We start from the raw sequence: 26,813 nt of genomic DNA, 5'->3' as shown, positions 1-26,813 counted from the left end.
TTTTTTGGTTAGCTCTTTTGTTCTTGTTAAAAGCCCGCTAGCTTTTTCGCATAAAGCATATTGGTTTTTAAGATTTCATAGTATAGGTTCGGATAGCCTGCGACTAGTGCTATTTCATGTGAGGGATTGAAGTAATCAATTTCAGAAATCCAAATATCGCCTAATTCTCCGATTATAATATCTACAGCTGCATTAGCAAAATGTACCCCCATGCTCTCTATTTCTTTGACGGTGTCAATAGCAATGTGGGTTAATTCCTGATAGGTCAGGGAGGCATACAAATCACTTTGCTGCAAGAAATCTGATACCATCTCTTTTTGAAATTTAACCAAAGGCATTAATTTACCTTCATTGTCTCCAGATTGGTCTCCTCGGGTAAACAACCCCATAGCCTTCCACTGACCTGATTGTTCTTTAACAGTAATGATTCGTATCGACATCGTTCGATAGCCTGTTACATCAATTGATTCCTGAATCAAATATTCTCCATCTTTAAAATATTGTTTAAAAATGGAATAGGCTTGATCCCGATTATTAAATTTGAAAGTCTTAGTTTCCATGGTTCTCAAATTAGATATAACGAGAGAGTTGGAGTTTTTCAAGTAAACTCTTATTGCTGAACGATTTGCGTTGTTTAGTGGTTTAACGGTTAAATTAGGGAATTTCTTTAAAAAGTAGTACAAATCTTGAGGAGAACCATAAAGATTGGTATCGGGCAGGTAACATTTTACACCAATTGAACTTGCTAATTTCTTGTGAATACTCAATCTGGTGTGAAAGAAATCATTAAAAACGACATCGCCAAGGACAGATTTGAAATGTTGAATCCATGCAGAGCTTACAGAAGATGTCATCACAAAAATAGACGCAGGATATGGGTAGGTACCTTCCTCCCATTGTTTTGTTCGAGGATTATATAGATATCCTTTGACTGTATGATTGATTTTATCAACATGGTCTAGAGAAAAGACAAGAATTGCCCCTTTAATCTCATGATAAAGGAAGACATAATCTCGTAGATGTTCAAGATATTTCTTGATTGAGCTTTGATAATAACCAGCAAGTAAACCTATAAAGGGTCCTATTTGTATTTCATTGCCATTTTGTTTGATTTCAAGGCTGCAATGCTGAGGTATGTTCAGCATGTCCAAAATATCTTCAGATAGGCTTGCCCCATTCAAGGGTAGCTCATCTGAAATTTCTACAATAGATTGATAGGTTTTTGCTCCGAATCTGATCTTTCTAGCTGTAATTTGAGTAATTCCCATTGATTCTGCTAATTTGGGATGAAGAGTCAATATCCCGCTGTTAGTGGTGTTTCTCGATAGCAGAATAACATTATCCATTTTTATTCCCCCTACCATATTACTGGATAAGTTATTATATGTACCAATAACGAAGATTGTCTTAAGAATGGGGGTATTATTTATAATTTGGACAAGTGTACCATTGTTATTGTGAAATATGGAAAGAATGCTTAGTCGTCTTTTTTATCATTGTTATTATCTTCATTTTGTTCCACAGGGCGACCATATAGCTCATTGATTTCATTAGCCAATTCATCTAAAAATTCATCTGTCAAAAGCGGCTTTTTCTTTTTAGACATATACATTTCTCCAATCTTTATTTTTATAAAAATTTTGATTTACATTTGAGAAACACAGGAGTATGATAATCACAGTTTCATATTTCTAAATCGCTGAGACCAATTGGTGCGGGGGAACCATTCATATGGATAGTATATCCAAGGGGTGAATCCTTTAAAAGGTAGGGCTACTCAATGGCCCGAATCCGACAGCTAACCTCGTAAGCGTTAATGAGAAGGAAGGTGGAGCTTGTTGACAGAGCATATATGTCTACAGGTCTATTTACTTTGACTTGTAGGCATTTTTTTTGCATTTTTTGGCAAGTTAGTAAGGTAATAAAAAGTTATTTACAATTTATAGTTACTCGGGAGTGGAAAAAGTGGTTTCTTCAGTCAAAAGATTTTTAATTGGCAGACCTTTAAAGTCAACAGAATTAGGGGAGCAAAAGCTCAATAAAACAAAAGCGTTGGCAATTCTTTCCTCTGATGCTTTATCATCGGTTGCGTATGGACCGGAACAAATCCTGATTGTGTTGGTTACTATAAGTGCGGCTGCCTTTTGGTATTCCATTCCAATCGCAATCGGGGTTTTAATCTTATTATTGGCGTTAATTTTATCCTATCGACAAATTATTTTTGCCTACCCTCATGGCGGAGGAGCATATGTAGTATCAAAGGAAAATTTGGGTGTGAATTATGGGCTGATATCGGGAGGTTCACTACTTGTTGACTATATTTTAACGGTAGCAGTTAGTGTTTCAGCCGGAACGGATGCCATAACATCAGCCTTTCCAGCACTACACGACTATAATGTGGGCATAGCGATTGTTTTTGTGTTATTTATTACAACATTAAACTTAAGAGGTGTAACAGAGTCTGCTTCTATTTTAGCATATCCTGTATATTTATTCGTCCTTGCTTTATTCATTTTAATTGGAGTAGGTATATTTAATATATTAACAGGTCAGGTTCCTTCAGAATTGCATACACCGGTTGGTACACCTATTGCTGGGATTTCATTATTTCTTCTTTTAAGGGCTTTCGCTTCAGGAAGTTCAGCACTTACAGGAGTTGAGGCGATTTCGAATGCAATTCCGAACTTTAAAGATCCAGCCCCAAATAACGCTGCAAAGACATTAGCAGCAATGGGAGGATTACTTGCTATATTATTTTCTGGAATTGTATTTTTAGCTTATTATTATGGAATTAGGCCAAATGAAACGGTTACAGTAGTCTCACAAATTGCGGAGCAAACATTTGGGCGGAATTTTATGTATTTCTTTATTCAAGGGACTACGGCTTTGATTTTAATTCTTGCCGCCAACACAGGGTATACAGCTTTTCCTTTGCTGGCAGTAAATTTAGCAAACGATAAATTTATCCCAAGAATGTTCAAGATAAGAGGAGACCGGTTAGGATATTCAAATGGGATTATTGTCCTAGGACTAGCTTCTATCCTCTTAATTATATTTTTTAAAGGTCAAACAGAGCACTTAATACCACTATATGCGGTTGGAGTATTCATTCCTTTTACGTTGTCTCAGACGGGAATGATGTTAAAATGGCTTCGTGAAAAGCCTCAGGGCTGGAAGGCTAAGCTATTTATTAATACCTTAGGTGCAGTGATTTGCTTTATTGTAACCATCATGTTCTTTTTAACTAAGTTCGCCCAGGTTTGGCCAGTATTGGTATTTTTACCAGTCATTGTTGTCGTCTTTTACCGAATTAGAAAGCATTACGAGGCCATGGGTGAACAACTTAGAATAAATGCCAACGAACCTGCGATTCCAATCGAAGGTAACGTAATAATTGTTCCTGTAGCAGGAATAACACAAGTGGTAGAAAACTCACTGAATTATGCAAAATCCCTTGGCGCGGATCAAGTACTTGCAGTCTATGTTTCCTTTGAACGTGACGATGAAAAGAAATTCGAAGAAAAATGGAATACGTGGCAGCCGGAGATAAGACTTGTAACCCTTCACTCCCATTACAGGAGCATCATTCAGCCGTTGACTAAATTTGTTGATACCGTTCAGCATAAGGCCAGTGAGGCGAACTACAGGGTAACAGTCATCATTCCACAATTCATCCCTAAAAAAGGCTGGCATAATATCCTGCACAATCAATCAAGTCTATTAATAAAAGCTTACCTTTTATATAAAAGAAACGTAATTATCACAACCGTTCCCTATCATCTTAAAAAATAAATAAAAGAGCAGCTTCCATTTGGGAGCTGCTCAATTTTGGTTGTTTTCGGAAATACAGAAGATACATCCGGGTACTTCAAAGGTGCGCCCATTAGCAGTTAAAAGGATGGAGCAGATGGCATTACCAATAATGGTTTCATGGAGCAAATGTATGTTGGATAGAATGGCGTTGTCATTAAAGTTTACTCCAGAGGCTTCCCCTTTGGAAGTCAGAATCATTCCGATACCTCCGCCCGATACTGGTTCACATGTTGGTAAACTTGATAACATGGATTTAAAAACAAAGCTATTGTTTTGATCTTGATGGTCACCATAAAGAATGGAGATATAACTGTTTTTGACTGAACAATTAACATCACAAATTCGTGCAGATACCGTAATCATGCCGCTGGAGGGAAAACGATTAATTAAGGTTTCAACTGGTACGGCAGTTGCGGATAATGTTGCACGACAATCACAACTTTCCATAAAACACCTCACATTAATATTTAATAATTATATATATGAAAAAGCTTGTCTTTTGGATTGGACAAGGGGGAAATAAAAGAAATTTGATAAGTTGAGATAAAGTACCTTAATATGAGAAAATAGGGGCTAGAGGTGATGAATAAATGAGCAATTTGAAGGTTAAATTTGACTTACATACACATCATGACCGGTGCGGGCATGCCAGGGGAGGCATTCGTGAATATATTGAAGCCGGTATAGAAAGTGGATTGAATATCATCGGGATATCAGATCATACACCATATTTCTCAAGCGAAGAAGATCATCCTTATCCACATATAACAATGGCAACTAGTCAATTTCCCGAATATGTAGAAGAAGTCTTAAAGTTAAAACAAGAGTACTCTGGTAAAATTGTTGTCCTTTTAGGAATTGAGGCAGATTTCTTTCCTGAGCAGGTAGAAAACTATCGACCGTATTTTGACCGTTATCCATTTGATTATATAATTGGATCTGTTCATCAAGTGGATGGAGTAAGCATTTTTAGTAAGAATCGCTGGGAGGGCCTGAGCTCAAAAGAACAAATACGAACGAAAGAAAATTATTATTCTTTAATTGAACAATCTGCTCGCAGCGGTATGTTTCAGATTCTGGGTCATATTGATGCAATGAAGGGCTACTATCCAGACTTTTCAAACATTCAAACTGCGGCAGTTGAGCATACCTTAAAGGTCATTTCAGAATGTGATATCGCTATCGAAATCAACACCTCTGGAAAAACGAAATACGTTGGAGGCTGGTATCCAGCTGACGACATTTTAGAGATGGCACTCCATCACGGAGTAAAAGTCACCTTCGGTTCAGACGCCCACGATCCACACCGAGTCGGGGACGAATTCGAACAAGTTCGTACTCGACTCATAGAAATAGGCTTCAGAGAATGGGTGTACTTTAAAGCGAAAAAGAGATATGCAGTCAAAATATGAATAGGTGAATAAATGGTGACAGGCACCCAAAAAAATGTAATGGCGAAGACTCCATTACATTTTTTCTTGTTTACGTTTTTGTTTTCGGTTATTGTTCTAGTCAGGTAAATCCCACCGATGAGTGCTAGTAGATTCAATGAATCTCCAAGGTTAATGGTTAAGTTGAATTGTTGTTGACCCGTACGGTAATCTTATTTTGGTTGATAGTCGGAAGAGACTTTGATTCCTGGATTTCTTTTGACAATTGAACCACCTCCATATGAGTAGTATATCTAGTAAGTCATACAGAAAATGCCAATTTACTAGAAAAAATTACTAGTTTTTTACTAACAATACTTTGGTATATTTCCTAGTTCGAGAATACATAAGTAGAAATACAAAGGCACTGCCTACCCTCATGATGGAATTTAACTCCATTGATGCTTGTATGCCTAGACCTTCTAATAGCAAAATACCAATCTGAGGAGCTATAAAGGCAATAAATGATAGGAGTACATTATAAGTTGTGATACAATACGTTCTCGTTTCGGCAGGGGATTGCTCTAACAAAAGGTTGAACAATAAGAGCACAACCCCGGAAATAAAAAATCCTGATAGTGCTTGGACACCAGTTAAATAGAATAGGTTGGTAGACAGAATCGTTAAAAAGGGAACAAGTGCCATCCCAAGTGCAGCCCATACCAGCATGAGGGTATTGGATTTTTCCTCTGCCCATTTCTTCCACAATGGAAAAGTAAAGATTTGAACCAATTGACATGCCACCGAAAAGATACTAATCCAAAGGATGGTCGCTTCTGCGATTCTAACATGATAAATATTGAATATTCCCCATGACATCTGCCAGGTGAAATTAAAGCAAAGTGCTGCAATTAGGAACCATTTGTAACCATGGTCTTTAAAAATAGACCAATCCATCGGCGATTTTTTAGTACTAGTTACGGGTTGAACTGTTTCTTTATGTTTCATTAAGCAAAACACTTCGAGTAAGCCAAAAAGTAAGGCTGCGAAAAATAACCACTGGTACGCGGTTGCATTACTGGTTTGGTTTTTCATGATAATCCCGATAATAAGTGTGGAAATCATTCCGGCAATCGTTAATAGCCGGTTACGATCACTAAAAAAAGTACCCCTTCGTTCGTCTTTAATCATACCGCTAATTAATGTTTGCCAGCCTATGTTGGATATAGTAGCGGGTACATTCATAAGTGCGATAATGATTAAGAATGTCCATGCTTGATAAGGTGAGGAGATATATACAACTCCGATGAGCAGCAAAAAAAATAGGCGGGCCCATAAAACTGCCATGGCTACTGTTTTTTTCTGGGTCTCCAAACGATTTAACAGAATGGCAGCAGGAATTGTCATCAAGAGTGCAATTAACGGGGGAAGTGAACTTATCAATCCAACCTGGTAATTGGTCGCTCCGAGAATGGATATAGCAAAGATGGGATAAAAGTTTCCTGCTAGGTTGATAGCAATGGTAGAAACCATGCCGTGATAAATACTAATCTTTTCATTATGTGTGCGCACAAATCTTCACCAGTTTTCTCTATTAAATAATAACGATAATATTATACTACGGTATCCGAAATTTCTATATAAAACTTATGAAAATTTACTGAAAAACATCAGTTTGGATCTTTTGAAATTCTTTATGAAAATATAGCCAAAAATCGAGTATAATAAAACCTTGGCTTTTATATTTCTGTTTTTTAGGAGTAATTTATATGAATCAGACTTTTACGTTGAAGGAAAAAACAAAACAAATTTTTGTTATGTTAATACCTATCTTAATTACACAGCTTGGAATGTTTTCAATGGTCTTCTTTAACACCATTATGTCGGGTAAATACAATTCCTCTGATCTAGCCGCTGTTGCGATTGGATCGTCAATCTGGAGCCCGGTATTTATGGGGATTAGTGGAATACTGCTTGCAGTTTCGCCGATTGCAGCTCAGCGCTTTGGGGAAAAGAAAAGCAAGGAAGTTGCTTCAGTTGTAAGACATGGTCTTTATCTGTCCTTTATGATCGCTATTGTGGTGATTGTACTTGGAATTTTCTTTTTAAATCCAATATTGGATAAAATGAATCTACCTAGTGATGTACAAAAAACAGCTTTTGACTATCTTGTAGGACTAAGCATTGGAATTCTTCCTCTATTTATTTTTAACGTGCTTAGGTCCTTTATCTATTCATTAGGAAAAACACGAGTTGTCATGTACATCCTGCTCCTGTCTTTACCCATCAATTTCTTTCTGAACTATGTGTTAATTTTTGGACATTGGGGATTTCCGGAACTTGGCGGGGCAGGTGCTGGTTACGCTACCTCGATCACCTATTGGGTGATAACGGGAATGACGATGTTCATTGTAAAAAAGCAGGATCCTTTCTCGAGTTTTTTCGTTTTCGAGAATCTGAAAGAATTCTCATGGGCAGAGTGTAAGGAAATATTAAAAATTGGTGTCCCCATGGGTCTTTCAACGTTTTTTGAAACGAGTATGTTTGCTGTAGTAACGATTCTTTTAAGTAAATTTAATGTTACGACAATAGCAGCCTATCAATCCGCACTAAATATAGTTTCTTTTCTCTATATGATTCCGATTAGCATTTCGATGGCCCAAACGGTCCTAGTGGGATATGAAGTCGGGTCAGGAAGATACAAGGATGCCAAAAGCTACAGCTGGCTAGGAATCTATTTGGCTATTATCATTGCCCTTATTACCGGAGTTTTCGTTGTACTTTTCCGCTATCAAGTAGCAGGATTTTATTCAAATGAAGCAGAAGTTATCAATTTAACAGCACACTTTTTGATCTTTGCGTTGTTCTTCCAAATCAGCGATGCCATTCAAGTCACCGCACAGGCAGCTTTACGGGGCTATAAAGATGTGAATCTTGCTTTTATTATGACCTTAATTGCATACTGGTTAATTTGTCTCCCAATTGGCTATGGATTGGCAAATTTTACAAATCTAGGAGCAACCGGCTATTGGCTGGGACTTACAGTAGGTCTATTGGCTGCCGGAATCGCCTTATCATGGAGACTCATCTACATTCAAAAACGAAAATTCATCGACACACATAAAGTAGAAGCAGTATAATCATTCAACAAACAATACAATAGTAACCTCCAGAAAAGTCCTCATCTCCCCGCAGGGGAGATGAGGACTTTTTTGGACCAACTGTCCCCCTTGAGGTGGACAGTGTCCACGGGCGGTGACAGGCACCGTAAAAAAGGCACCCTAAAGTAATGACAATATTGTCATTGTCGATATGTAATAATGATATTAATCTTTATCTTTATAGAAGGAAGTGGCTAATATGGAGCAGTATTTTGTTTTTGTTTATGGGACGTTGAGGAAGCATGAACGGAATCATTATTTGTTGAAGGAAGCGGAGCTTGTTGCGGAGCAGGCATGGACGGAAGGGAGGTTATTTGATACGGGTTATGGCTATCCGGCCCTACAGGAATCAAGTATTGATGTGGTTTATGGAGAATTGTATCATGTTACAGAGGAACAGCTGTGGAGATTGGATGAGTTGGAAGGGTACAGTGCAGAGGGAATGGATAATTTATATAATCGTAAGAAAAAGGATATCTCTTATGACAGGGATAAATCCCAAGCATATGTTTACACTATTGCAGACCACAACCAGTATATGTTGAAAACGCCGATAAAATCTGGTGATTGGAAGGAGCATCACCTGCTCAATCAAGACCCAATCCTATATTTTGCATATGGAAGCTGCATGGATGACGCCCGCTTTAAAAAGGCACAGGTTGATCACTATTTTCAAAAGGTGACAGGCACCGGCATTCTAAATGGCTATACATTACGCTACTCAGCAAACATACATGATGGCGGCAGAGCTGACATTGTAGAGGAATGTGGAATCGTTGAAGGCAAGGTGTATGAGATTCCTGCAAATTGTGTTTCCTATCTTTATAGAAGAGAAGGGGTAGGGTCACGTCTTTACCGGCCGACTTTCGTGGATCTCACGATAAATGGAACATTATATAAGGATGTATTAACCTTTAGTGTGGTTAATAAGGAGGTAGAAACAGCACCGCCGGCACATTATTCTGAGGAAATCATTCGCGGAGGCACTGGATATTTAAGTGAATCTTATCTTGAAAAATTGAAGGAACATATAAAAATATTATGTAAACTAAACTAGCAAAAAATAATCTTACTCTATCAAAAGGGTAAGATTATTTTGTTAAATAGTAAATAAGTATTTTCTGTGTATAAATGAATTTTCAGTTAACATACGATAAAGTCATTTTGAAAGGTATTCAGTAAGGTCTAAAATGAGCGAAAATATAAAATATACTTGAATAAATTAAATGTCGAACCACGTCATATTGAGAAATTGAGTAGTTGTTAAAAATAATCTTTAATTATACCTAATAAATAAACGTCCGTCAATATGTGTTAAGAATCATTGATGTGCATACATGAAAGACAAAAAATTATTTATTCGATAATAGATTTACATAAATATACTAGTAAAATATACTTATTTTGAGGAGGATTTTTGTGAAAATGTATGATGCAAGCAGTGAAAAAAGAATCACCCTCGGGTAATGATCTTCCCGGAACGATACCCAAGGGTAAAGCTAGTTGAGTATACAACTTTATCGTTAGTATACTCTTAATCTTAAAAAAATCAATAACTACTATTAGAGAAGAGGGTAACTGATTTATGGATGTTAGGGATATGCATTTACTTAATGAAAAGACTGTTCTAGTAACAGGAGAGTACAGTGAAAGAGGAGAATTATGGTCAAGAGTAATGGAAGGGCAAGAAACCTTCCTCGTGAAAAAGACACCAAAAGCGGTAATCGAGGAAACATTATTGCATGTGGGCTCGGATTTCCTAGGATCAAGACGTAGTTCTAAATATCTACTTTCGCCGATGAGGATGCACCTTATTAGTGTAAATCCTCAAATGGGCATCTTATTGTTTCCAACAAAGAATATGAAGTGCCCTAACTGCATATGGTTTTCACTTATCCATGTAAAAACAACAAAGCGTGTTGGAGTCAATCAGACAGAAGTGTTAACGAGCTATGGTCACACAATCTTAATTGATATGACAGAAAGAGCCTTTCACACTAGACGTCATAAGGCTATTGAGCTTCAAGAAACCATTTCCAGAAATCTAAGATGTCCCATATTTTTCTATGTGGAACCAAAGACGGGCTATTATATAAGTAAAAAACAAAATAACTTCAGCCTTAAGAAAAAATAATTCAAAGTGAGCAGCTTCCTTATCGGAGGCTGCTCTTTAAATTAGGAAGTTTAGATTTACGGCGAAGCAGAAGATCTAGACATGCTAATCCGACCCCCATTAATATCGGGAAAAACGTTAGCCCAATGGTCTGATCATACAACAAGAAGCCAAAAATATTAATCAGTTCAGCTAGAATCAATCCGAGTACAAAACCAGTAATAAAAATTTGTAGTGTCCTCATTCTAGACAAACCCCTTCACTTTGCTCAAAGCATTTTCCCCTTTCAAAAACATATTCTATTAACAGTTTAGCAATGAAACTAATGCTTCATAATGAGCCACAGACGTAACTTTTTCTAAGTCTCTAGTCCTAAAGAATTAGTCGCGGGACAATACTCATTAAATGGATATTTAAACTAATTTACTAAACACTAATTAAATATCAAACGAGTTAAAGGAGCCCCTTATAGGAGTAAAATGTATATTAAAAAATAAAAACAAAATGGGCTCATTCGGCATTTCACTAGTTGGTTTAGTCATATTAACTCTTCCATTTTTAGTCAGATTGAAATAAAGCAGAAGTCCTTTAGGATTTCTGTTTTTTTATTCGGATTTAGAGAAGGAAGCAAAGGAATAAAATTGGTGAATTGGTAAAAATTATTAAGTAGGAGGTGGGAATATGTCCTTATTTCGAACGAAGAAACGAAGCATCAAAAAACCACAATTGCTAACACCGAGTAAGCTGGTAGAGGAAAAGGGCGGCCCACCAACTTCTAGCTCATTAATAGAAAAAGAGAAGGCAGTAAAAGAGATATTGGGTGTTAATGAAGATTTGGAAATAAAACATTTTAAAATTTTTGGTCAATTTGAAGCTGCCTGCGTATACCTTTCAAGTTTAGTTAATCAGGATGTAATTAATCAGGATATTTTAAAGCCATTAATGTATGAACCTGATCATTTAATTGGCAGGGAAAAACCCCTCACCAATTTAATTAATTTGATCATAACTGAATCTCTTTACCATAGTCAGGCGAATGTTGGTGAAAGCTTAGATCAGTTAATTGACTTAATGCTGCGCGGGAAAACAGTGATTTTTATTGAGGGTATTAAGGAAGCTATTCATATTGAAACACGGAAGGTAGAAAAGAGATCGATAGCCCAACCAGAAACTGAACAGGTTATTTTAGGACCACGGGAGGGCTTTATCGAAAATATCACTACGAATATTTCCTTACTAAGATATCGACTGCCAACACCGGATTTTCAAGTGAAAACGTTGAAAATCGGGCGATTAACCAAATCAACAGTGGCGATTTGTTATCTGAAAGGGATAGCGAATGAGACGGTTATCAAGGAAGTGGAAAAAAGGCTCTCAGAGATTAATATTGATGCCATCCTTGATGTAGGATATCTAGAACAATTTATTGAAGATAACCCTTTTTCACCATTTCCCCAGACTCAATCGACAGAAAGACCAGATAAAACGGTGGCCAACATAATAGAGGGAAGAGTAGCTATTCTTGTCGATGGGTCGCCCTTTTCGTTAGTTGTACCGGTTGTTTTTAATCAATTCTACCAAACGACTGAGGATTATTCTTCCAGATTTTTAATGGGAAGCTTTGTTAGACTGGCCCGTATATTGGCATTAGTTTTTTCACTAATTTTTCCATCACTATATGTATCCCTTATTTCCTTTAATCCGGAACTACTGCCGACTGAATTTGCAGTGGCGGTGGCAGGAGGTCGAGCTGGAGTTCCGTACCCTGCAGTAATCGAAGTTTTGATTATCGAAATCTCGATGGAAATCCTAAGAGAAGCTACCGTTCGGCTGCCAAAGCAAGTAGGGGGAGCATTATCGATAGTAGGCGTGCTTGTCATCGGCCAAGCTGCTGTTGAAGCAGGATTGTCTAGTCCGATAACAGTGGTCGTTATTGCCTTAACAACAAATGGCTCTTTTGCAACACCAACGTATACAGCTGCGTTCGCCCTGCGAATGCTAAGATTCCCCATCATGATATTAGCTGGGATTTTTGGATTATTCGGCGTAATGGTTGGGATCATCTTTATCTTTAATCACATGCTATCCTTAAAATCATTTGGTGTTCCGTATATGGCACCTGTTTCTCCAGAAAACTATCAAGGGATGAAGGATGTTATTATCCGAAGCCCACTGTGGTGGATGCCAAAAAGACCTGGATTTCTGCAGCCTGCTAATCAGAATCGATTGAGTGAAAATGATAATAAGATTTTAGAACACAATAAAGTTGGAAATGATCAGCGGGAGGATACATGAAATGGGGGATCCAAGGGAGATCACGACACAACAAGCAACAACCATCTTAATTAGTACCATTATTGGGGTAGGCGTACTTCCCTTGCCGTTGTTTGCGGTTAGAGCCGGTGAAACAAGTGCCCCGTTTGTAACCTTAATAGGTATTTTATTGGCATCTATTGGATTATTTATTCTAACCTTCCTTGGGATACGACACCCGGAAAAAACAATAATTACATATAGCCAGGATATTATAGGTAAATGGCTGGGAAAGATTTTCAGTGTTTTTGTTATCTTCTTCTTTGTTATCTTAACCAGCCTTGCGGCTCGGGAATTCGGTGCGGTTGTCGTAACTGCTGTTTTAAGAGAAACACCACTAGAGGTCTCCGTCATTGTCATGCTTTTACTGGCATCCATTAATTGTAGGAATAATATCAATGTCTTTTCCTACATACACAATTTTTATGTACCTATGTTATTGGCACCTGTATTAATTGTGGTTGCATTTTCATTAAAGAATGCCAATCTCTTATATTTGCGTCCGATATTTTTAGGGAATAATCTAAAAGGCATGGCGGGTGGAATGCTTACCATTTCAGCTTTATTTCAGGGATCTTTTATTATCACCATGATTATCCCCTCCATGAAATCACCAAAAAAAGCTCTAAAGGCAAGCTTTTGGGGTATTTTGGTTTCAGGTGGATTATATCTATTAATTGTGATCGCTACTGTGGCTATTTTTGGACCTGAAGAAATTAAACAAATCTTTTGGCCGACACTTGAGCTGGCTAGAACAACGGCTATACCTGGAAACATACTTCAAAGATTGGATATTATCTTTTTAGCTGTTTGGGTTTTGGCTGTATTTACGACTATATTTTCAAGTTACTACTTTACGATCCATTCCATTAAGGAACTTTTCCAACTAAAGGACCATAAAATGCTTTCCTATTTTATCCTGCCTTTTGTGTTTTTTTTGGCAATGTTACCGCAAAACATTCTACATATGTATGAGATTATCCAATATATCGGAAGAGCAGGCTTACTTATTACGATTATGTATCCGGCATTTCTATTAACAATAGATTTCCTCAGAAGTTGGAGGAGAAAAAAACATGTGGAAAAATCAACGTGAGATAAAAGCTGTAATCCTTTTGTTGGCTTTTTTACCATTACTTTCAGGCTGCTGGGACAGCCGAGAAATTGAGCAGAGAGCGAATGTTTTAGCGATTGGAATTGATATAGCGAATGATGAAGATCGAAAGCAGGAAGATGAAATCTCTCATTTGAGTAAGAAGTTTCCGATTCCAGACGAAGAAATGATCAAGGTTACTGCACAAATTGCTGTTCCAGGCAGAATACCTCTGGGTCCACAGCAGCCAGGGGGTTCTTTAAAGCCGGTTTTGGTTGTGGAAATCGTAGGTCATACATTAGAGGATGCTATGTTAAATTTACAGCAGGAGGTAGCGGATGAAGTATTTCTAGGACATTTACGTGTAATGGTTCTAAGTGAAGAAGTAGCCAGAAAAGGAACAGCCAGGTTTAATGATTTTCTTAGACGCAATCCAGAAATTCGCAGAACCACAGCATTGGTCGTGTCAAAAGAACCTGCTGCAAAATATATGAAATTAAATCCAGAGTTGGAACGTATTCCATCCTTATATTTGGCAGACATAGTTGACAATTTATCGGCATTAGGAAAATTTCCACCCTCTTTCATTGGTTTATTTTGGACCATTTACTCTAGTATGGGTCAGGATCCCTACTTACCTTATTTAGCACTTAAGGAAAAAAATATTATTCAACTTCATGGTCTTGCTTATTTCCATAATGATAAGATGGTCGGAAAGACATCTACTTTGGAAATAGGTGTCTTTATGGCCGTAAGAGGAATCGGCAGAGGAGGGTATGGTGCGTTTGTTGAAGTGCCTGGGAAGGATGAATCCGTTTTGGTGAGGGCCGTCAGCAGGAAAACCAGGACGAAAGTAACGCTTAAAAGCGGCCGACCACATGTCTCCATCAAAATCCAATATGAAAGCGAGATAGATGAAAAGGAAAGTGCAAAAATCCAGCTCTCCGATTCTGCGATTCTGAAAAAAATTGAAAAAGAATCATCAAAAAACACTAAAAAATCCATTGAAAAGTTAATTGCTAAGACGCAAAAATCAAATTCCGATATATTTGGGTTTGGTGAACATTTTCGAGCAAAATTACCAAAATATTGGAACGAAAACGTAAAAACAAAAGAAGAATGGGATGAAATTTATAAGAATATTACGTTTGATATCGAAGTAGATTCCCATATACACCGAGTTGGAATGAAATCTAAATAAGGATCAAAGGAGCATGCTTCTTGTATATCGGCTATTTAAATTTCGTAATCGCCATATTCTGGGTTACAGGGCTGCTGATTCTGCTGACAGATGTAAAGGCTTATCAACATGCTTCTCTGAAAAAAGAACAAAAAGTGTAAAAATTTTTAGGATGGGTTAATATTTCAATTGGCTTTGGATTAATTGCAGCAGATTTCATATACACACGATTCATGTGGTGATACTGTTTTTGGACTTCATTTTTGAGGTCCAATTTTTTATGGATTTTTATATTAATGTATCCGTTATCACTCTTATTAAATAAGGGGTTTAATGGTGCTTTAATAGATTAAAGTGTTGAAATAATGTGTGAGATAACCTTCCAAACTCATGTTAATAAAGCTGTCACAATGTTATAAATAATTCAGATAATTCAAATCAAACAAGGAAGGTGTTCGCATGATAAAACAAAAGCTAGTTCTTATAGGCAATGGAATGGCAGGGGTTAGAGCCATAGAAGAAGTGTTGAAAATCAACCCAGATGGTTTTGAAATTACGATTTTTGGCACAGAGCCCTATCCGAATTATAATCGAATTCAGTTATCTAAGGTACTTCAGGGAGGTACTTCGGTAAGTGATATCACTTTGAATGAATGGGAATGGTACGAAGATAACAAGATCCTATTTTATCCCGGAGAGAGTGTTACATCCATTAACACAAAAACACAAAGTGTGAGCACCGATAAAGGACGAATAGAGTCCTATGATCAATTAATTATTGCAACAGGATCTAACCCATTCATGCTTCCATTACCTGGAGCAGATAAGGAAGGGGTTAAGGCGTTTCGGAATATAAAAGACTGTGAAGAAATGATTGAATATTCAAAAATATATAAAAAGGCAGCTGTGATTGGCGGCGGATTACTAGGCTTGGAAGCAGCAAGAGGGCTCCTTAACCTCGGGATGGAGGTAGATGTTATTCATATTTATGATTACTTAATGGAGCGTCAATTAGATCGAAGTGCAGGGAAGTTACTGCAAGCAGAATTAGAGAAACAGGGCATGAACTTTATTTTACAAAAAAATACCGCAGAAATTACCGGCAAAAAACAGGTAACAGGATTAAAGTTTACTGATGGCAGCAAAATTAAAGCTGATTTAGTAGTAATGGCTGTTGGAATAAAGCCGAATGTCGCTTTGGCCCAAGAAGCTGGAATACCCGTTAACCGCGGAATATTAGTTAATGATTATTTAGAAACAGAAATTCCGAATGTGTTTGCTGTTGGGGAATGTGCCGAGCACCGCGGAATTGCTTATGGATTAGTAGCACCGTTATATCAACAAGGACAAGTGTTAGCAAAAAGACTCAGTGGGATACAGGTTGAAGGCTACCAAGGGTCAGTCCTTTCGACTCAATTAAAGGTTTCAGGTGTTGATGTTTTCTCAGCAGGGAAAATCAATGAGGATGAGGGTACAAAAGTATATAAAACCTACGATGATTGGCATGGTATTTATAAAAAGGTCTTAATTGAAGATGGGAAAATTGCCGGAGCTGTCTTGTTCGGTGATACGAAGGATGGAAACAAGTTATTTAATTTTATTAAAAAAGGAGCGCGTATTGAGGAATATTTACAGTCTGCACAAAGTGTTGAGTCTGAAGAAAATGTGGCTGCCAGCATGTCAGATGAAGAGCTCATTTGCGGCTGTAACGGTGTCACAAAAGGAAGTATTCTAGAAGCGATTAAAGCCAATGGATTAACAACCGTTGACCAGGTGAAAGGCTGTACCAATGCATCTCGTTCTTGCGGAGGCTGTAAATCTCTTGTTTCTGATTTACTAGCTTGTACGCTTGGTGACCAATATCAGGCAGACAAAAAGGAAGCAATCTGCGGCTGTACAACATTATCAAGAGATGAGGTCTTGGCTGGAATTCGTGAAAAAGGACTGACACATATTCGAGAGGTAATGAACGTACTGCAGTGGAACACAGATGGCTGTTCGAAATGTAAACCAGCTCTAAATTATTACCTAGGGATGATAGATCCATTGAAATACCAGGATGAGCGGGAAGCCAGGTATGTCAATGAAAGAATGCATGCCAATATCCAAAAGGACGGAACTTATTCCGTTGTTCCAAGAATGTATGGGGGCGTTACAACTTCAGAAGACTTACGAAAAATTGCCGATGTCGCGGATAAATATAAGGTTGGCATGATTAAGGTGACGGGTGGTCAACGAATCGATTTACTTGGTGTATATAAGGAAGACCTGCCAAAGATTTGGTCAGAATTGGATATGCCTTCTGGATCAGCATACTCGAAAGGGCTACGCACGGTAAAAACATGTGTAGGGGAAAATTATTGTCGGTTTGGCACCCAGGATTCGATTGGGATGGGAATCAGACTAGAAAAGAAATTTGAAGGCTTAAACACTCCTCATAAAGTGAAAATGGCTGTGTCCGCCTGTCCGCGTAACTGTGCAGAAAGCGGAATTAAGGATGTAGGAATTGTCGGTGTTGAGGGTGCTTGGGAAATGTATGTCGGCGGCAACGGCGGGACCCATCTTCGTGAAGCCAATCTGTTATTCAAGTTTAAAAATGGGGATGAACTGGTAGAGATGATTGGAGCGTTCCTCCAATATTATCGTGAATCAGCTAAATATTTAGAGAGAACCTCTGCCTGGGTGGACCGCTTAGGGATAGACCATATAAGAGAGGTATTGTCAGATGAGTTTATGGTGAAGGAATACAACAATCGAATCGATGAGGCTTTGTCTGTGGTGCAAGACCCATGGAAGGAAGCTATTAACAATAAGAATCTCTTAAGAGATCTTTATCAAACTGTAAAAATATGACGAGGGGGAGCTGGAGTTATGGAAAAAACAGTACGCAGCGTGTTTATCGGAGAAGTTTGTGACTTGCCGCAAAAATTAGGTAAAACCGTAACCATCGGCAGGAAGGAAATCGCAGTTTTTAAATTGGAAAATGGGGAAATTCGAGCCATTGAGAACCGTTGTCCCCATAAAGGCGGAGTCCTTGCCGAAGGGATACTAAGCGGAGAATATGTATTTTGCCCGATGCACGATTGGAAGATTAGTGTAAAGGACGGCAAAGTCCAGGCGCCGGATGTAGGATGTGTTCAGTCCTATCCGGTTGAAGTAAAAGGAGATCAAGTATATATCTTAATAAGCAAATAGATAGGGTGGAGAAGAGAATAGGCAAATGGCAAAAGAAGTTTGGGAGGTTCATAGTGACCGAACCAGTAGTGAGAAAGTAGTTTGGGGCACTATAAGTGGTCTATAGTGACCGAACTGGAAAGATGTAAAGAGTTTGGGTAACTATAAGAGGTTCATAGTGCCCCAACTGGAAATGAGAGAAGAGCTTGGGTCACTAATAAACAGTTCATTTTGGTGAAACTCTAAATCTAATAATTAGAGGAGTGAAGAGGGTGGCGATTGTAAGTCCTAATCAAGTTGTGGAGAGTATGATTCAGGCAGGTGAAGTTAAGGCGAAATTACCTATTAAGGATTTGCTGATTCGGGGAGCACTAGGTGGTTCTTTGCTCGGGTTTGGCACGACTTTAGCTTTTACAGCTGAGGTTCAGACAGGACTTGGGATAGTGGGTGCTCTGCTTTTTCCAGCCGCGTTTGTGATAATCATTCTCCTTGGGTTGGAATTGGTTACAGGAAGCTTCGCACTAATTCCTGTTGCGGTGATGGCGAAAAAAGCTACAGCTGCACAAATGATGAAAAATTGGTTTTGGGTCATTATTGGGCATGTGCTAGGAGCTGTTATGTATGCCATTCTTTATATCATTGCAGTCACACAGCTCGGACAGGTCAACGATCATGCTGTGGCCACAAAAATCCTCGCAGTGGCCGAAGCCAAAACATTAGGATATAAAAGTCTTGGTGCAGAAGGGTTCCTGGTCGTTTTTGTAAAAGCGATGCTCTGTAATTGGATGGTTACTCTTGGTGCGGTAATGGCTATGACCACGAAGTCTGTAATTGGAAAAATCGCAGCAATGTGGCTTCCAATATTAATCTTTTTTGCTCAAGGCTTTGAACACGCAGTGGTAAACATGTTTGTGATTCCAGCTGGAATCATACTTGGTGCGGATGTTACGATCACAGATTGGTGGGTATGGAATCAAATTCCCGTCCTAATTGGAAATTTAGTCAGCGGTGTTCTTTTTACAGGAATGGCGCTCTATTACACTCATAAAAAGGCAGAATCCAAAATAATTCTAGAACTGCCACAAACAAAGGCAGCGATACCGAGTACACAGCCTTAAGTTGGAGGGATGATAATGAGGAAGGCGTATATCGTTGGAGCAGGTCCTGGTGATCCTGATTTAATAACAGTTAAAGCGTTAAGATGTATTCAGAAAGCAGACGTGATTCTTTATGACCGGCTGGTTAATCCAGAGCTCTTAAAGGAAGCGAAACGGGATTGCCACCTCATTTATTGTGGTAAAAAACCGAATTACCATACACTTCAGCAAGAAACCATTAATCATCTTTTAGTCAAATACACGAAACAGGGGAAAAATGTTGTTCGATTAAAAGGTGGAGATCCTTTCGTATTTGGACGCGGGGCAGAGGAAGTAGAAGCTTTAGTTGAACACGGACTGCCAGTCGAGGTAGTTCCAGGAATAACGGCAGGAGTAGCCGCTCCTGCTTATGCTGGAATTCCAATTACTCATCGTGAATTAGGAAGCTCTTTTGCGATCGTAACTGGACACAAGCCAAAGGGGAAACCTACCGACATAAATTGGAAGAGTCTAGCAACAGCTGTTGATACACTGGCAATCTACATGGGAATGACAAATCTACCATATATTTGCGAGGAATTAATGAAGCATGGTAAAAAAGCGGATACCCCTATTGCCATCATACAGCAAGGGACAACAAGTGCACAGCGTACGGTAACAGGAACGTTGAGTTCTATTGTAGGCATAGTCAAAAAAGAAGAAATTCAAAATCCTGCTATGATTGTTATTGGAGAAGTCGTCACCTTCCGTGATAAACTAAGATTACTAGAAGAAGGAGAGAAGGCGGAACGTTATGCAACAATGGCTTAAAGAGGTAGCAAGAGGAAAAAGAGGTTCTAAAGACTTAGATTATCATCAAACAAAGGAAGTCGCCCAAGCAATTATAAATGGGGATGCGACAGATGCTCAAATAGCTGGTTATCTAATTGCACTACGTTTAAAATCGGAGTCGCCTGAAGAACTGCTTGCATTTGTCCATGCCTTTGGTGATCACAGTGAAAAGTTAGAATCGACCCAGCTGCCAATCATTGATCTAGCTAGTCCTTATAATGGTAGAAACACTTTTATGGGGAGCATCCCGACTGCTATTTTAATGGCTGAACATGGTTTGCCGGTATTTTTACATGGGAGTGATGCTCTACCGCCAAAATATGGTGTCGCAATGAAGGAGATTCTGGCACGAATAGGCGTTGATATATCTCTAAATGCTGCTAGTTTGTTAAAGACAATAACAGAAGCAGGAATTGCTTTTGCTTCAACCGAAGAATTCTCTAATAGTTTAGGGAAACTGCGGAAAATCCGCAAAGAGCTTGGGGTCAGAACTCTCCTTAATACAGTTGAGAAATTATTGAATTTAGCGAATGCAGAATCCATAATGATGGGGGCTTATCATCGAACAGCGATTAATAAAATTGCTCCTATATTCAAAGGACTGTCCTATAAAAATGTGTATGTGGTTCAAGGAATGGAAGGGTCGGAAGATTTACCTGTTCATCGCAATAGCTTTATTTTTAAAATAACAGAAAATGAGATGAAATCTTCTATTGTGAACCCAGAGGAATTTGGATTATTGGCACCTGAAATGGATAAAGATATCAAACTTACAGCAAAAGAACAATCAGATATTACGATGGCGATACTAAGCGGAGAGAATTCAAAAATACTTAAATACTATTATAATCAAGTAGTATTTAATACAGGAATACGGTATCACCTGTTCGGTGCTGCTACTAGTATTGGAGAAGGGATAGAAATCGCGAAAGAACAGATTAAAGAACAAAAAGGCCTGCGTCAATTGAAAAAATGGATAACCACCCAGTCTTAAAATGTTAATACCTAATAACCAAATGAAATGCGTCATGGAAGGCATCACCTTCTATGACGTTTTTTTAATAAATAATGGTGACAAATTAATTTTTCTAAATTTTATATTTTTTTATTTACATAAATCCTATTGGTATGGTAGGATTAGTCTCAACAAATACCATATATCTTATCAAGAGTGGCTGAGGGACTGGTCCTGTGAAGCCCGGCAACCTGCTGTGCAAGGTGCTAATTCCAGCAAAATGATCTTCATTTTGGGAGATAAGGCGTTAAACAAACGTGAGATGCCTTCCTTTTTTTGGGAAGGCTTTTTTAATGGAAAAAGGAGGATTTTAGTAATGACTACACTGGTTACGTATGAAAAATGGAATCAAATATCCGATACGTTTCCTATCGAGGATAGTACGAAAGGAGCAAAATCGGTATTGGAATGGGCATACAGCTCTTATCCAGATGAACAAATTGTCTATGCGTCCAGTTTTGGTGCTGAAGCGATAGTATTAATTGACCTCATCCAACAGGTTAAACCAGACGCGCATATCGTATTCTTAGATACTGGCTTACACTTTCCGGAAACATATGAGGTTATTAACAAAATCGAAGAGCGTTTTCCTTCATTAAAGATTGAGCGAAAACTGCCAAAGCTATCCTTAGATGAACAACGCGAGCAATATGGGTCAGCACTATGGAAGAGGGAGCCCAACCAATGCTGTAATATCCGCAAAGTCATACCATTAAGGGAGACACTAACGGCAAAGCAAGCATGGATCTCAGGGCTTCGCCGAGAACAATCACCCACTAGAGCAAACACTCAATTTCTCAATAAGGATGAGAAGTTTCAGAATATTAAAATCTGTCCGCTTATCCACTGGACATGGGATGAAGTTTGGGCCTATATCAAGGAAAAAGACCTCCCTTACAATGCCTTGCATGATCAAAATTACCCTAGTATCGGCTGTTTTCCTTGTACGCAGCCTGTTTCGGCAGATGGTGATTCACGTGAAGGACGCTGGGTGGGAAGCGGAAAGACGGAGTGTGGCTTACACACATCCTAAAAGGGGGCTTTTAGTTTGCTCACGATTATTGCAGTTATAATTGGATTATTTTTTGCAATCAATATTGGTGCTAGTGGTGCAGCAGCTTCGATGGGTATTTCTTACGGAGCCGGAGTGGTTAAGAAGAAACTCGCATTGTTATTGTGTGGTATTACCGTATTCTTTGGTGCTTGGCTAGGCGGCGGAGAAGTAGTTAAAACAATTGGCAGCGGGATTGTCCCAAGTAGTACATTTAGCGTGCCAATTGCTCTTATTGTTTTAGCTTCTGCTGCGTTAGCGTTATTTTTAGCAAATATATTCGGGATTCCACTTTCAACAAGTGAAGTAGCAGTAGGATCGGTAGTAGGTGCCGGCATTGTCTACCAATCAGTATTTGTCGGCAGTTTGGCATGGATTATGGTCTTTTGGCTGCTTACTCCATTTGCGGCATTTGTGATTGCCATTCTAGCTGCGAATCTATTAAAAAATAAAACTTTGAAACGCTGGATGGAAGCACCGAAGGCCATTCCAATCCTTTCCGTTCTTGTCGTATGTATGGGGTTATTTGAAGCTTTCTCAGCAGGGATGAACAATGTGGCAAATGCGGTTGGACCGCTAGTCGGTGCTGACATTATGTCGACAAGTGACGGCATTTTCTGGGGCGGGCTTTGTGTTGCATTAGGTGCCATCCTGTTAGGACAACGTGTTCTTGAAACAAACGGTAAGAAAATTACCACTCTCCGTTTGGAAGAGGGATGTGTTATTTCAGGAACGGGAGCAGCCATTGTCACCGTAGCTTCTGTATTCGGGATTCCGGTCCCGCTTACTCAAATCACGACATCTTCGATTATCGGAATCGGCTTTGCCAAGCATGGAAAGTCTGTCTTAAAAAAGGATATAGTGGTTCAGCTTCTTACTGTGTGGATCGTTTCACCTGTATTATCGATGGTGCTTTCCTACACACTTATCCAATTGCTGATAGAGCATAACTTCTATCCAATTGTTGCGATGGCAGGTGTCTTAATTTCCGTATTCGGTGTAATGTCACTTATGAAAAAATCGAACCAAGCGGTGACAGAAGTTGCTGAAAAATAGCTTGGTAGTTTCAATGATTTAAATCTCTTTTTTCCGAAGAGTTTAATAATAAAAATTAAATTACATGAAGAAAGGTTTGATTCTGTTGTCATTTTTACCAACACCTCATGGAGGAAAACTAATCCAAGCATTTGATCCAAACTATGATGTTACATCCATCGTAAAAGAACTTGAAATCGACGCCATTGCCCTAAGTGATCTTGAGTTAATCGGTGTTGGGTTATTTAGTCCGCTAACCGGTTTCCTTGGGAAAGCTGATTATGAAAACGTAGTGGAGAATATGCGTCTTAGTGATAATACGATTTGGTCTATTCCCGTTACGCTTCCTGTTTCCAATGAAACAGCAGCGACACTTGAAGTTGGGGAGAAAATCAAGCTTGTTTTTAACAAAGAGGTATACGGGGTAATTACCGTATCAGAATGGTATGAACCGAACCTAGATAAAGAAGCAGTAGAGGTATATAAAACACTTGAAACGGCTCACCCAGGAGTTAAGCGTCTATATGAAAGAGGACCTGTCTATGTGGCTGGTGAAGTAACTCTTATTAAGAAACCAGAAAAAGGGGTCTTCAGTGATGTTTGGTTTGAACCAAAGGAAACACGTGCATTGTTTGAAGGAAAAGGCTGGAAAACGGTGGTCGGCTTCCAAACAAGAAATCCAATTCACCGTGCACATGAGTACATTCAAAAAGCTGCACTTGAAACAGTTGATGGACTTTTCGTGAACCCACTTGTTGGGGAAACGAAATCTGACGACATCCCAGCAGATGTTCGCCTAAAAAGCTATCGTGTCCTTCTTGAAAATTATTACCCAAGAGAACGTGTTCAGCTTGGTGTCTACCCAGCAGCAATGAGATATGCAGGACCAAGAGAAGCGATTTTTCATGCGATTGCCCGTAAGAACTTTGGCTGCACGCATTTTATTGTTGGCCGTGACCATGCAGGTGTAGGTAATTATTATGGTACGTACGATGCTCAATTAATCTTTAATGAATTCCCTGAAGGGGAGCTTGGTATAAAACCATTATTTTTTGAACATAGCTTCTATTGCACGAAATGTGAAGGAATGGCTTCTGATAAAACTTGCCCGCATAGCAATGAAGATCGAGTGATTCTATCTGGAACGAAAGTACGGGAATTGCTTCGCGCAGGACAGCTTCCTCCATCCACTTTTAGCCGTAAAGAGGTTGTTGAAGTGTTGATTGAAGGCATGAAAGAAGAGACGACGGTTTAAGGAGGAGAAAACTTTTGACAAAAGCAACTAATATTACATGGCACGCTAGTACAGTTACCAAATCCGACCGTCATGCCCAAAATGGTCATGGAAGCTGTGTACTGTGGTTTACAGGACTTTCTGGTTCTGGGAAATCGACGATTGCGAACGCTGTATCGAGCGCTTTGTACCGTCAGGGGATTAACGAATATGTTCTAGATGGTGATAATATCCGCCATGGATTAAACAAGGATCTCGGTTTTTCTGACCATGACCGTACAGAGAATATCAGAAGAATTGGTGAGGTTGCCAAATTATTTGTAGATAGTGGTGCAGTCGTGACTACAGCCTTTATATCACCATTTCGTTCCGATCGCGACCAGGTCCGAGCCATTTTTGAAGAAGGCGAGTTCATTGAGGTTTTTGTAGATTGTCCTCTTGGCGAATGTGAAAAACGTGATCCGAAGCAGCTATATGCAAAGGCCCGACGTGGGGAAATAAAGGATTTTACGGGGATTGATTCTCCTTATGAAGCACCGGAATTTCCAGAAATAACGGTCCGCTCTGATTTATTAACAGTAGAAGAAGCGGTAAATCAAATTTTCAATTACCTCCAAGAAAAAAACATACTATAATTTGAATCAGAAAGAAAGGATGGTTGATCAATGGTTGGCAAGGTTTATTTAGTAGGTGCGGGTCCTGGCGATCCAGATTTGATTACAGTAAAAGGGTTACGCTGCCTCAAGCAAGCTGATGTCATCCTCTATGATCGGCTGGTAAATCCTGAACTTTTGGAGAATGCAAAAGAGGGAGCGCAACTTGTCTATTGCGGCAAGCTTCCCCATTATCATACAATGAAGCAGGAGACAATAAATCATTTCTTGGTGAAATACGCCAAAAAGGGATATAACGTGGTGCGTTTAAAAGGTGGAGATCCTTTTGTTTTCGGCCGTGGCGGTGAGGAAGCAGAGGAATGTTCTAGGCATAACGTGCCATTTGAAATTGTTCCAGGTATTACCGCTGGAATAGCGGCTTCCGCTTATGCAGGGATTCCTGTGACCCACCGTACCTTGAGTAAAAGCTTCGCCTTTATTACCGGACATCAAGCTGGTGATGTTGAGGCGGAGCACCAGTGGAAACACTTGGCAAAGGGAGTCGATACGATTTGTGTTTACATGGGTGTTTCTCATCTTCCGGCGATAACCAAACATTTAATTTCCAATGGAAAATCGCCACAGACTCCAATCGCTTTGATTCATTGGGGTACATTAAGCGACCAAAGAACAGTAGTTGGCACACTTGATACGATTGAAGAAGTGGTAGAAAGAGAGGGGATTACCAATCCAAGTATGATTGTGATTGGGGAGGTAGTAACCTTGCACAAAAAATTGAATTGGTTTCAGGAAGAAATTTTAGCAAATATTCCAGCCGCCAACCGGTAACAGCAGAAGGGAGCACATATTATGAAAGCAATTCTTTATATCGGCCATGGTACTCGTTCGAAAAAAGGGGCGGTCGAGATGAGGGCTTTTATTGAAAGTGTAAAGGCACGAATTGACGTTCCGATACAGGAACTGAGTTTCTTAGAGCTCACAGAGCCGCTGATTGAAGAAGGCTTTGAAACATGTGTCGAGCGGGGTGCAACGGAAATTGACGTTGTTCCACTGTTTCTTTTGGCAGCGGGACATATAAAACGGGATATTCCTGAAGCCTTGTCACCCATTATTGCCAAATATCCTACTATTCCGGTAAAAATAAAGAACCCTTTCGGAGTACAGGATGTTATTCTAGATGGTGTGGCTGAGTTAATTAGGGATTCTGCAGGTGAGGTGACCCCAGAAGACAGGTTATTGATTGTCGGTGTAGGCAGCAGCGACCCGGATGTCCACGTGAATTTTGGAAAAATTGCGGATGGTATCGGGGAACGGCTTGGAGCGCAAAGGGTATCTGTTTGCTATTTAGCGGCAACCGAACCGAAGCTAAGTGAGGGTTTAGAGAATATTTCGGAAGGTGCTGTGGGTCGGGTAATTGTTGTTCCCTATATGTTATTTACCGGACTCCTACTTGCAGAATTAAACAAAACCGTTCGCTTGCGCCAAAAAGGAGGTCAGAGAATCCTCTGTACTCAAGCTTTAAGCAACCATACCGTAATCGAAGATATCGTAATTGAACGTGCGGTTGGTGAGTAGTATCTAATAATTGGTTAGAGTGAACGAAAGCTAGTTACGAAATAATCTATAACTTTATTAAATAGAGAACTGGGTCAAGAAATAGACCAATTTAAATCTAACGGCCTCTAAAAAATACTGTATGATAAGTTTATATTCCATAGT

Annotated in this window: 25 protein-coding genes and 2 riboswitches; of the genes, 20 read left to right on the top strand and 5 right to left on the bottom strand. The window is 39.1% G+C overall.

Going from position 1 to position 26,813, the window contains the following annotated elements; translation table 11 throughout:
- Positions 1–26: 26 nt before the first annotated feature.
- Positions 27–1,346, bottom strand: a complete 1,320-nt coding sequence (locus CHI06_RS24675) for a YheC/YheD family protein (protein WP_095251217.1) — start codon at positions 1,344–1,346, stop codon at positions 27–29.
- Positions 1,347–1,477: 131 nt separating this feature from the next.
- The gene (locus tag CHI06_RS24670; protein WP_133368367.1) at positions 1,478–1,606 is read right to left on the bottom strand and encodes a hypothetical protein; all 129 of its coding nucleotides are present in this window, start codon (positions 1,604–1,606) and stop codon (positions 1,478–1,480) included.
- 81 nt (positions 1,607–1,687) lie between these two features.
- Positions 1,688–1,828: riboswitch (cyclic di-AMP (ydaO/yuaA leader) on the top strand.
- Between the two features lie 137 nt (positions 1,829–1,965).
- Here CHI06_RS24670 and CHI06_RS24665 point away from each other — a divergent pair.
- Positions 1,966–3,792, top strand: coding sequence for an APC family permease (locus CHI06_RS24665; protein ID WP_095251214.1), 1,827 nt, complete (start codon positions 1,966–1,968; stop codon positions 3,790–3,792).
- Between the two features lie 30 nt (positions 3,793–3,822).
- On the opposite strand, the gene CHI06_RS29480 is transcribed toward CHI06_RS24665, so the two are convergent.
- On the bottom strand, positions 3,823–4,260 hold the full coding sequence (locus CHI06_RS29480; protein WP_142301019.1) for a hypothetical protein: 438 nt from the start codon (positions 4,258–4,260) through the stop codon (positions 3,823–3,825).
- Positions 4,261–4,403: 143 nt separating this feature from the next.
- Between CHI06_RS29480 and CHI06_RS24650 the strand changes: the two genes are divergently transcribed.
- Positions 4,404–5,225 carry a histidinol-phosphatase gene (locus CHI06_RS24650; protein WP_095251208.1) on the top strand — a complete coding sequence of 274 codons (822 nt, stop codon included), beginning with the start codon at positions 4,404–4,406 and terminating at the stop codon, positions 5,223–5,225.
- Between the two features lie 315 nt (positions 5,226–5,540).
- Here the strand turns inward: CHI06_RS24650 and CHI06_RS24645 are convergent, their stop codons facing one another.
- Complete coding sequence (locus CHI06_RS24645) at positions 5,541–6,755, bottom strand: MFS transporter (RefSeq protein WP_095251206.1); 1,215 nt, start codon at positions 6,753–6,755, stop codon at positions 5,541–5,543.
- Between the two features lie 197 nt (positions 6,756–6,952).
- On the opposite strand from CHI06_RS24645, the gene CHI06_RS24640 reads away from it, so the two are divergent.
- The 3 genes from CHI06_RS24640 (at position 6,953) to CHI06_RS24630 (ending at position 10,478) form a co-directional block, all read left to right on the top strand.
- A complete protein-coding gene (locus tag CHI06_RS24640) occupies positions 6,953–8,323 on the top strand; it encodes an MATE family efflux transporter (RefSeq protein WP_095251205.1) in 1,371 nt (456 codons plus the stop codon).
- 220 nt (positions 8,324–8,543) lie between these two features.
- Positions 8,544–9,401, top strand: a complete 858-nt coding sequence (locus CHI06_RS24635) for a gamma-glutamylcyclotransferase (RefSeq protein ID WP_095251203.1) — start codon at positions 8,544–8,546, stop codon at positions 9,399–9,401.
- A gap of 543 nt (positions 9,402–9,944) precedes the next feature.
- Complete coding sequence (locus CHI06_RS24630) at positions 9,945–10,478, top strand: competence protein ComK (protein WP_179292768.1); 534 nt, start codon at positions 9,945–9,947, stop codon at positions 10,476–10,478.
- 19 nt (positions 10,479–10,497) lie between these two features.
- On the opposite strand, the gene CHI06_RS24625 is transcribed toward CHI06_RS24630, so the two are convergent.
- Complete coding sequence (locus CHI06_RS24625) at positions 10,498–10,701, bottom strand: DUF5957 family protein (RefSeq protein ID WP_095251201.1); 204 nt, start codon at positions 10,699–10,701, stop codon at positions 10,498–10,500.
- A gap of 437 nt (positions 10,702–11,138) precedes the next feature.
- On the opposite strand from CHI06_RS24625, the gene CHI06_RS24620 reads away from it, so the two are divergent.
- From CHI06_RS24620 to CHI06_RS24555, 15 genes are all read left to right on the top strand, one after another.
- The gene (locus CHI06_RS24620) at positions 11,139–12,752 is read left to right on the top strand and encodes a spore germination protein (protein ID WP_095251200.1); all 1,614 of its coding nucleotides are present in this window, start codon (positions 11,139–11,141) and stop codon (positions 12,750–12,752) included.
- Between the two features lies 1 nt (position 12,753).
- On the top strand, positions 12,754–13,866 hold the full coding sequence (locus CHI06_RS24615) for a GerAB/ArcD/ProY family transporter (RefSeq protein ID WP_095251199.1): 1,113 nt from the start codon (positions 12,754–12,756) through the stop codon (positions 13,864–13,866).
- The gene (locus tag CHI06_RS24610; RefSeq protein ID WP_095251198.1) at positions 13,847–15,064 is read left to right on the top strand and encodes a Ger(x)C family spore germination protein; all 1,218 of its coding nucleotides are present in this window, start codon (positions 13,847–13,849) and stop codon (positions 15,062–15,064) included. Before CHI06_RS24615 ends, CHI06_RS24610 begins: the two co-directional genes overlap by 20 nt.
- A 20-nt stretch (positions 15,065–15,084) precedes the next feature.
- The gene (locus tag CHI06_RS30995; protein WP_306453846.1) at positions 15,085–15,204 is read left to right on the top strand and encodes a CLC_0170 family protein; all 120 of its coding nucleotides are present in this window, start codon (positions 15,085–15,087) and stop codon (positions 15,202–15,204) included.
- Positions 15,205–15,502: 298 nt separating this feature from the next.
- On the top strand, positions 15,503–17,896 hold the full coding sequence (gene nirB, locus CHI06_RS24605; RefSeq protein WP_095251197.1) for a nitrite reductase large subunit NirB: 2,394 nt from the start codon (positions 15,503–15,505) through the stop codon (positions 17,894–17,896).
- A gap of 18 nt (positions 17,897–17,914) precedes the next feature.
- Positions 17,915–18,238 (top strand): nitrite reductase small subunit NirD, encoded by a 324-nt coding sequence (nirD, locus tag CHI06_RS24600; protein WP_095251196.1) that lies wholly within the window; start codon positions 17,915–17,917, stop codon positions 18,236–18,238.
- 251 nt (positions 18,239–18,489) lie between these two features.
- Entirely contained in the window at positions 18,490–19,335 is an 846-nt protein-coding gene (locus CHI06_RS24595; RefSeq protein ID WP_095251195.1) for a formate/nitrite transporter family protein, read from the top strand.
- 15 nt (positions 19,336–19,350) lie between these two features.
- Positions 19,351–20,124 carry a uroporphyrinogen-III C-methyltransferase gene (gene cobA / locus CHI06_RS24590; protein ID WP_095251194.1) on the top strand — a complete coding sequence of 258 codons (774 nt, stop codon included), beginning with the start codon at positions 19,351–19,353 and terminating at the stop codon, positions 20,122–20,124.
- Positions 20,108–21,139 carry an anthranilate phosphoribosyltransferase gene (locus CHI06_RS24585; RefSeq protein ID WP_095251193.1) on the top strand — a complete coding sequence of 344 codons (1,032 nt, stop codon included), beginning with the start codon at positions 20,108–20,110 and terminating at the stop codon, positions 21,137–21,139. Before cobA (CHI06_RS24590) ends, CHI06_RS24585 begins: the two co-directional genes overlap by 17 nt.
- Positions 21,140–21,304: 165 nt before the next feature.
- A riboswitch (SAM riboswitch) is annotated at positions 21,305–21,406 on the top strand.
- A gap of 70 nt (positions 21,407–21,476) precedes the next feature.
- Complete coding sequence (locus CHI06_RS24580; RefSeq protein ID WP_095251219.1) at positions 21,477–22,193, top strand: phosphoadenylyl-sulfate reductase; 717 nt, start codon at positions 21,477–21,479, stop codon at positions 22,191–22,193.
- A 15-nt stretch (positions 22,194–22,208) separates the two neighbouring features.
- Positions 22,209–23,267: an inorganic phosphate transporter gene (locus tag CHI06_RS24575; protein WP_095251192.1), complete on the top strand. Its 1,059-nt coding sequence runs from the start codon at positions 22,209–22,211 to the stop codon at positions 23,265–23,267.
- 64 nt (positions 23,268–23,331) lie between these two features.
- Positions 23,332–24,501 carry a sulfate adenylyltransferase gene (gene sat / locus CHI06_RS24570; RefSeq protein ID WP_095251191.1) on the top strand — a complete coding sequence of 390 codons (1,170 nt, stop codon included), beginning with the start codon at positions 23,332–23,334 and terminating at the stop codon, positions 24,499–24,501.
- Positions 24,502–24,515: 14 nt separating this feature from the next.
- Complete coding sequence (gene cysC, locus CHI06_RS24565; protein ID WP_095251190.1) at positions 24,516–25,115, top strand: adenylyl-sulfate kinase; 600 nt, start codon at positions 24,516–24,518, stop codon at positions 25,113–25,115.
- 30 nt (positions 25,116–25,145) lie between these two features.
- Entirely contained in the window at positions 25,146–25,922 is a 777-nt protein-coding gene (gene cobA, locus CHI06_RS24560) for a uroporphyrinogen-III C-methyltransferase (protein WP_095251189.1), read from the top strand.
- Between the two features lie 21 nt (positions 25,923–25,943).
- Complete coding sequence (locus tag CHI06_RS24555; protein ID WP_095251188.1) at positions 25,944–26,669, top strand: sirohydrochlorin chelatase; 726 nt, start codon at positions 25,944–25,946, stop codon at positions 26,667–26,669.
- Positions 26,670–26,813 lie beyond the last annotated feature (144 nt).

The organism is Bacillus sp. 7884-1 (assembly GCF_002272245.1).
Taxonomy (GTDB): domain Bacteria; phylum Bacillota; class Bacilli; order Bacillales; family Cytobacillaceae; genus Neobacillus.
The sequence above is the reverse complement of the archived record's forward strand: the minus strand, read 5'-3'. Positions and strand labels throughout refer to the sequence as shown.

What these genes read in the sequence shown, in the direction of transcription:
- CHI06_RS24610 (WP_095251198.1), top strand. Translation starts at nt 13,847, where the DNA reads ATGTGGAAAAATCAACGTGAGATAAAAGCTGTAATCCTTTTGTTGGCT.
- CHI06_RS24620 (WP_095251200.1), top strand. Translation starts at nt 11,139, where the DNA reads ATGTCCTTATTTCGAACGAAGAAACGAAGCATCAAAAAACCACAATTG.
- nirB (WP_095251197.1), top strand. Translation starts at nt 15,503, where the DNA reads ATGATAAAACAAAAGCTAGTTCTTATAGGCAATGGAATGGCAGGGGTT.
- CHI06_RS24630 (WP_179292768.1), top strand. Translation starts at nt 9,945, where the DNA reads ATGCATTTACTTAATGAAAAGACTGTTCTAGTAACAGGAGAGTACAGT.
- CHI06_RS24635 (WP_095251203.1), top strand. Translation starts at nt 8,544, where the DNA reads ATGGAGCAGTATTTTGTTTTTGTTTATGGGACGTTGAGGAAGCATGAA.
- CHI06_RS29480 (WP_142301019.1), bottom strand. Translation starts at nt 4,260, where the DNA reads ATGGAAAGTTGTGATTGTCGTGCAACATTATCCGCAACTGCCGTACCA.
- sat (WP_095251191.1), top strand. Translation starts at nt 23,332, where the DNA reads ATGAAGAAAGGTTTGATTCTGTTGTCATTTTTACCAACACCTCATGGA.
- CHI06_RS24650 (WP_095251208.1), top strand. Translation starts at nt 4,404, where the DNA reads ATGAGCAATTTGAAGGTTAAATTTGACTTACATACACATCATGACCGG.
- CHI06_RS24580 (WP_095251219.1), top strand. Translation starts at nt 21,477, where the DNA reads ATGACTACACTGGTTACGTATGAAAAATGGAATCAAATATCCGATACG.
- CHI06_RS24555 (WP_095251188.1), top strand. Translation starts at nt 25,944, where the DNA reads ATGAAAGCAATTCTTTATATCGGCCATGGTACTCGTTCGAAAAAAGGG.
- CHI06_RS24670 (WP_133368367.1), bottom strand. Translation starts at nt 1,606, where the DNA reads ATGTCTAAAAAGAAAAAGCCGCTTTTGACAGATGAATTTTTAGATGAA.
- CHI06_RS24585 (WP_095251193.1), top strand. Translation starts at nt 20,108, where the DNA reads ATGCAACAATGGCTTAAAGAGGTAGCAAGAGGAAAAAGAGGTTCTAAA.
- CHI06_RS24615 (WP_095251199.1), top strand. Translation starts at nt 12,754, where the DNA reads ATGGGGGATCCAAGGGAGATCACGACACAACAAGCAACAACCATCTTA.
- CHI06_RS24640 (WP_095251205.1), top strand. Translation starts at nt 6,953, where the DNA reads ATGAATCAGACTTTTACGTTGAAGGAAAAAACAAAACAAATTTTTGTT.
- nirD (WP_095251196.1), top strand. Translation starts at nt 17,915, where the DNA reads ATGGAAAAAACAGTACGCAGCGTGTTTATCGGAGAAGTTTGTGACTTG.
- CHI06_RS24625 (WP_095251201.1), bottom strand. Translation starts at nt 10,701, where the DNA reads ATGAGGACACTACAAATTTTTATTACTGGTTTTGTACTCGGATTGATT.
- CHI06_RS24675 (WP_095251217.1), bottom strand. Translation starts at nt 1,346, where the DNA reads ATGGATAATGTTATTCTGCTATCGAGAAACACCACTAACAGCGGGATA.
- cobA (WP_095251189.1), top strand. Translation starts at nt 25,146, where the DNA reads ATGGTTGGCAAGGTTTATTTAGTAGGTGCGGGTCCTGGCGATCCAGAT.
- cobA (WP_095251194.1), top strand. Translation starts at nt 19,351, where the DNA reads ATGAGGAAGGCGTATATCGTTGGAGCAGGTCCTGGTGATCCTGATTTA.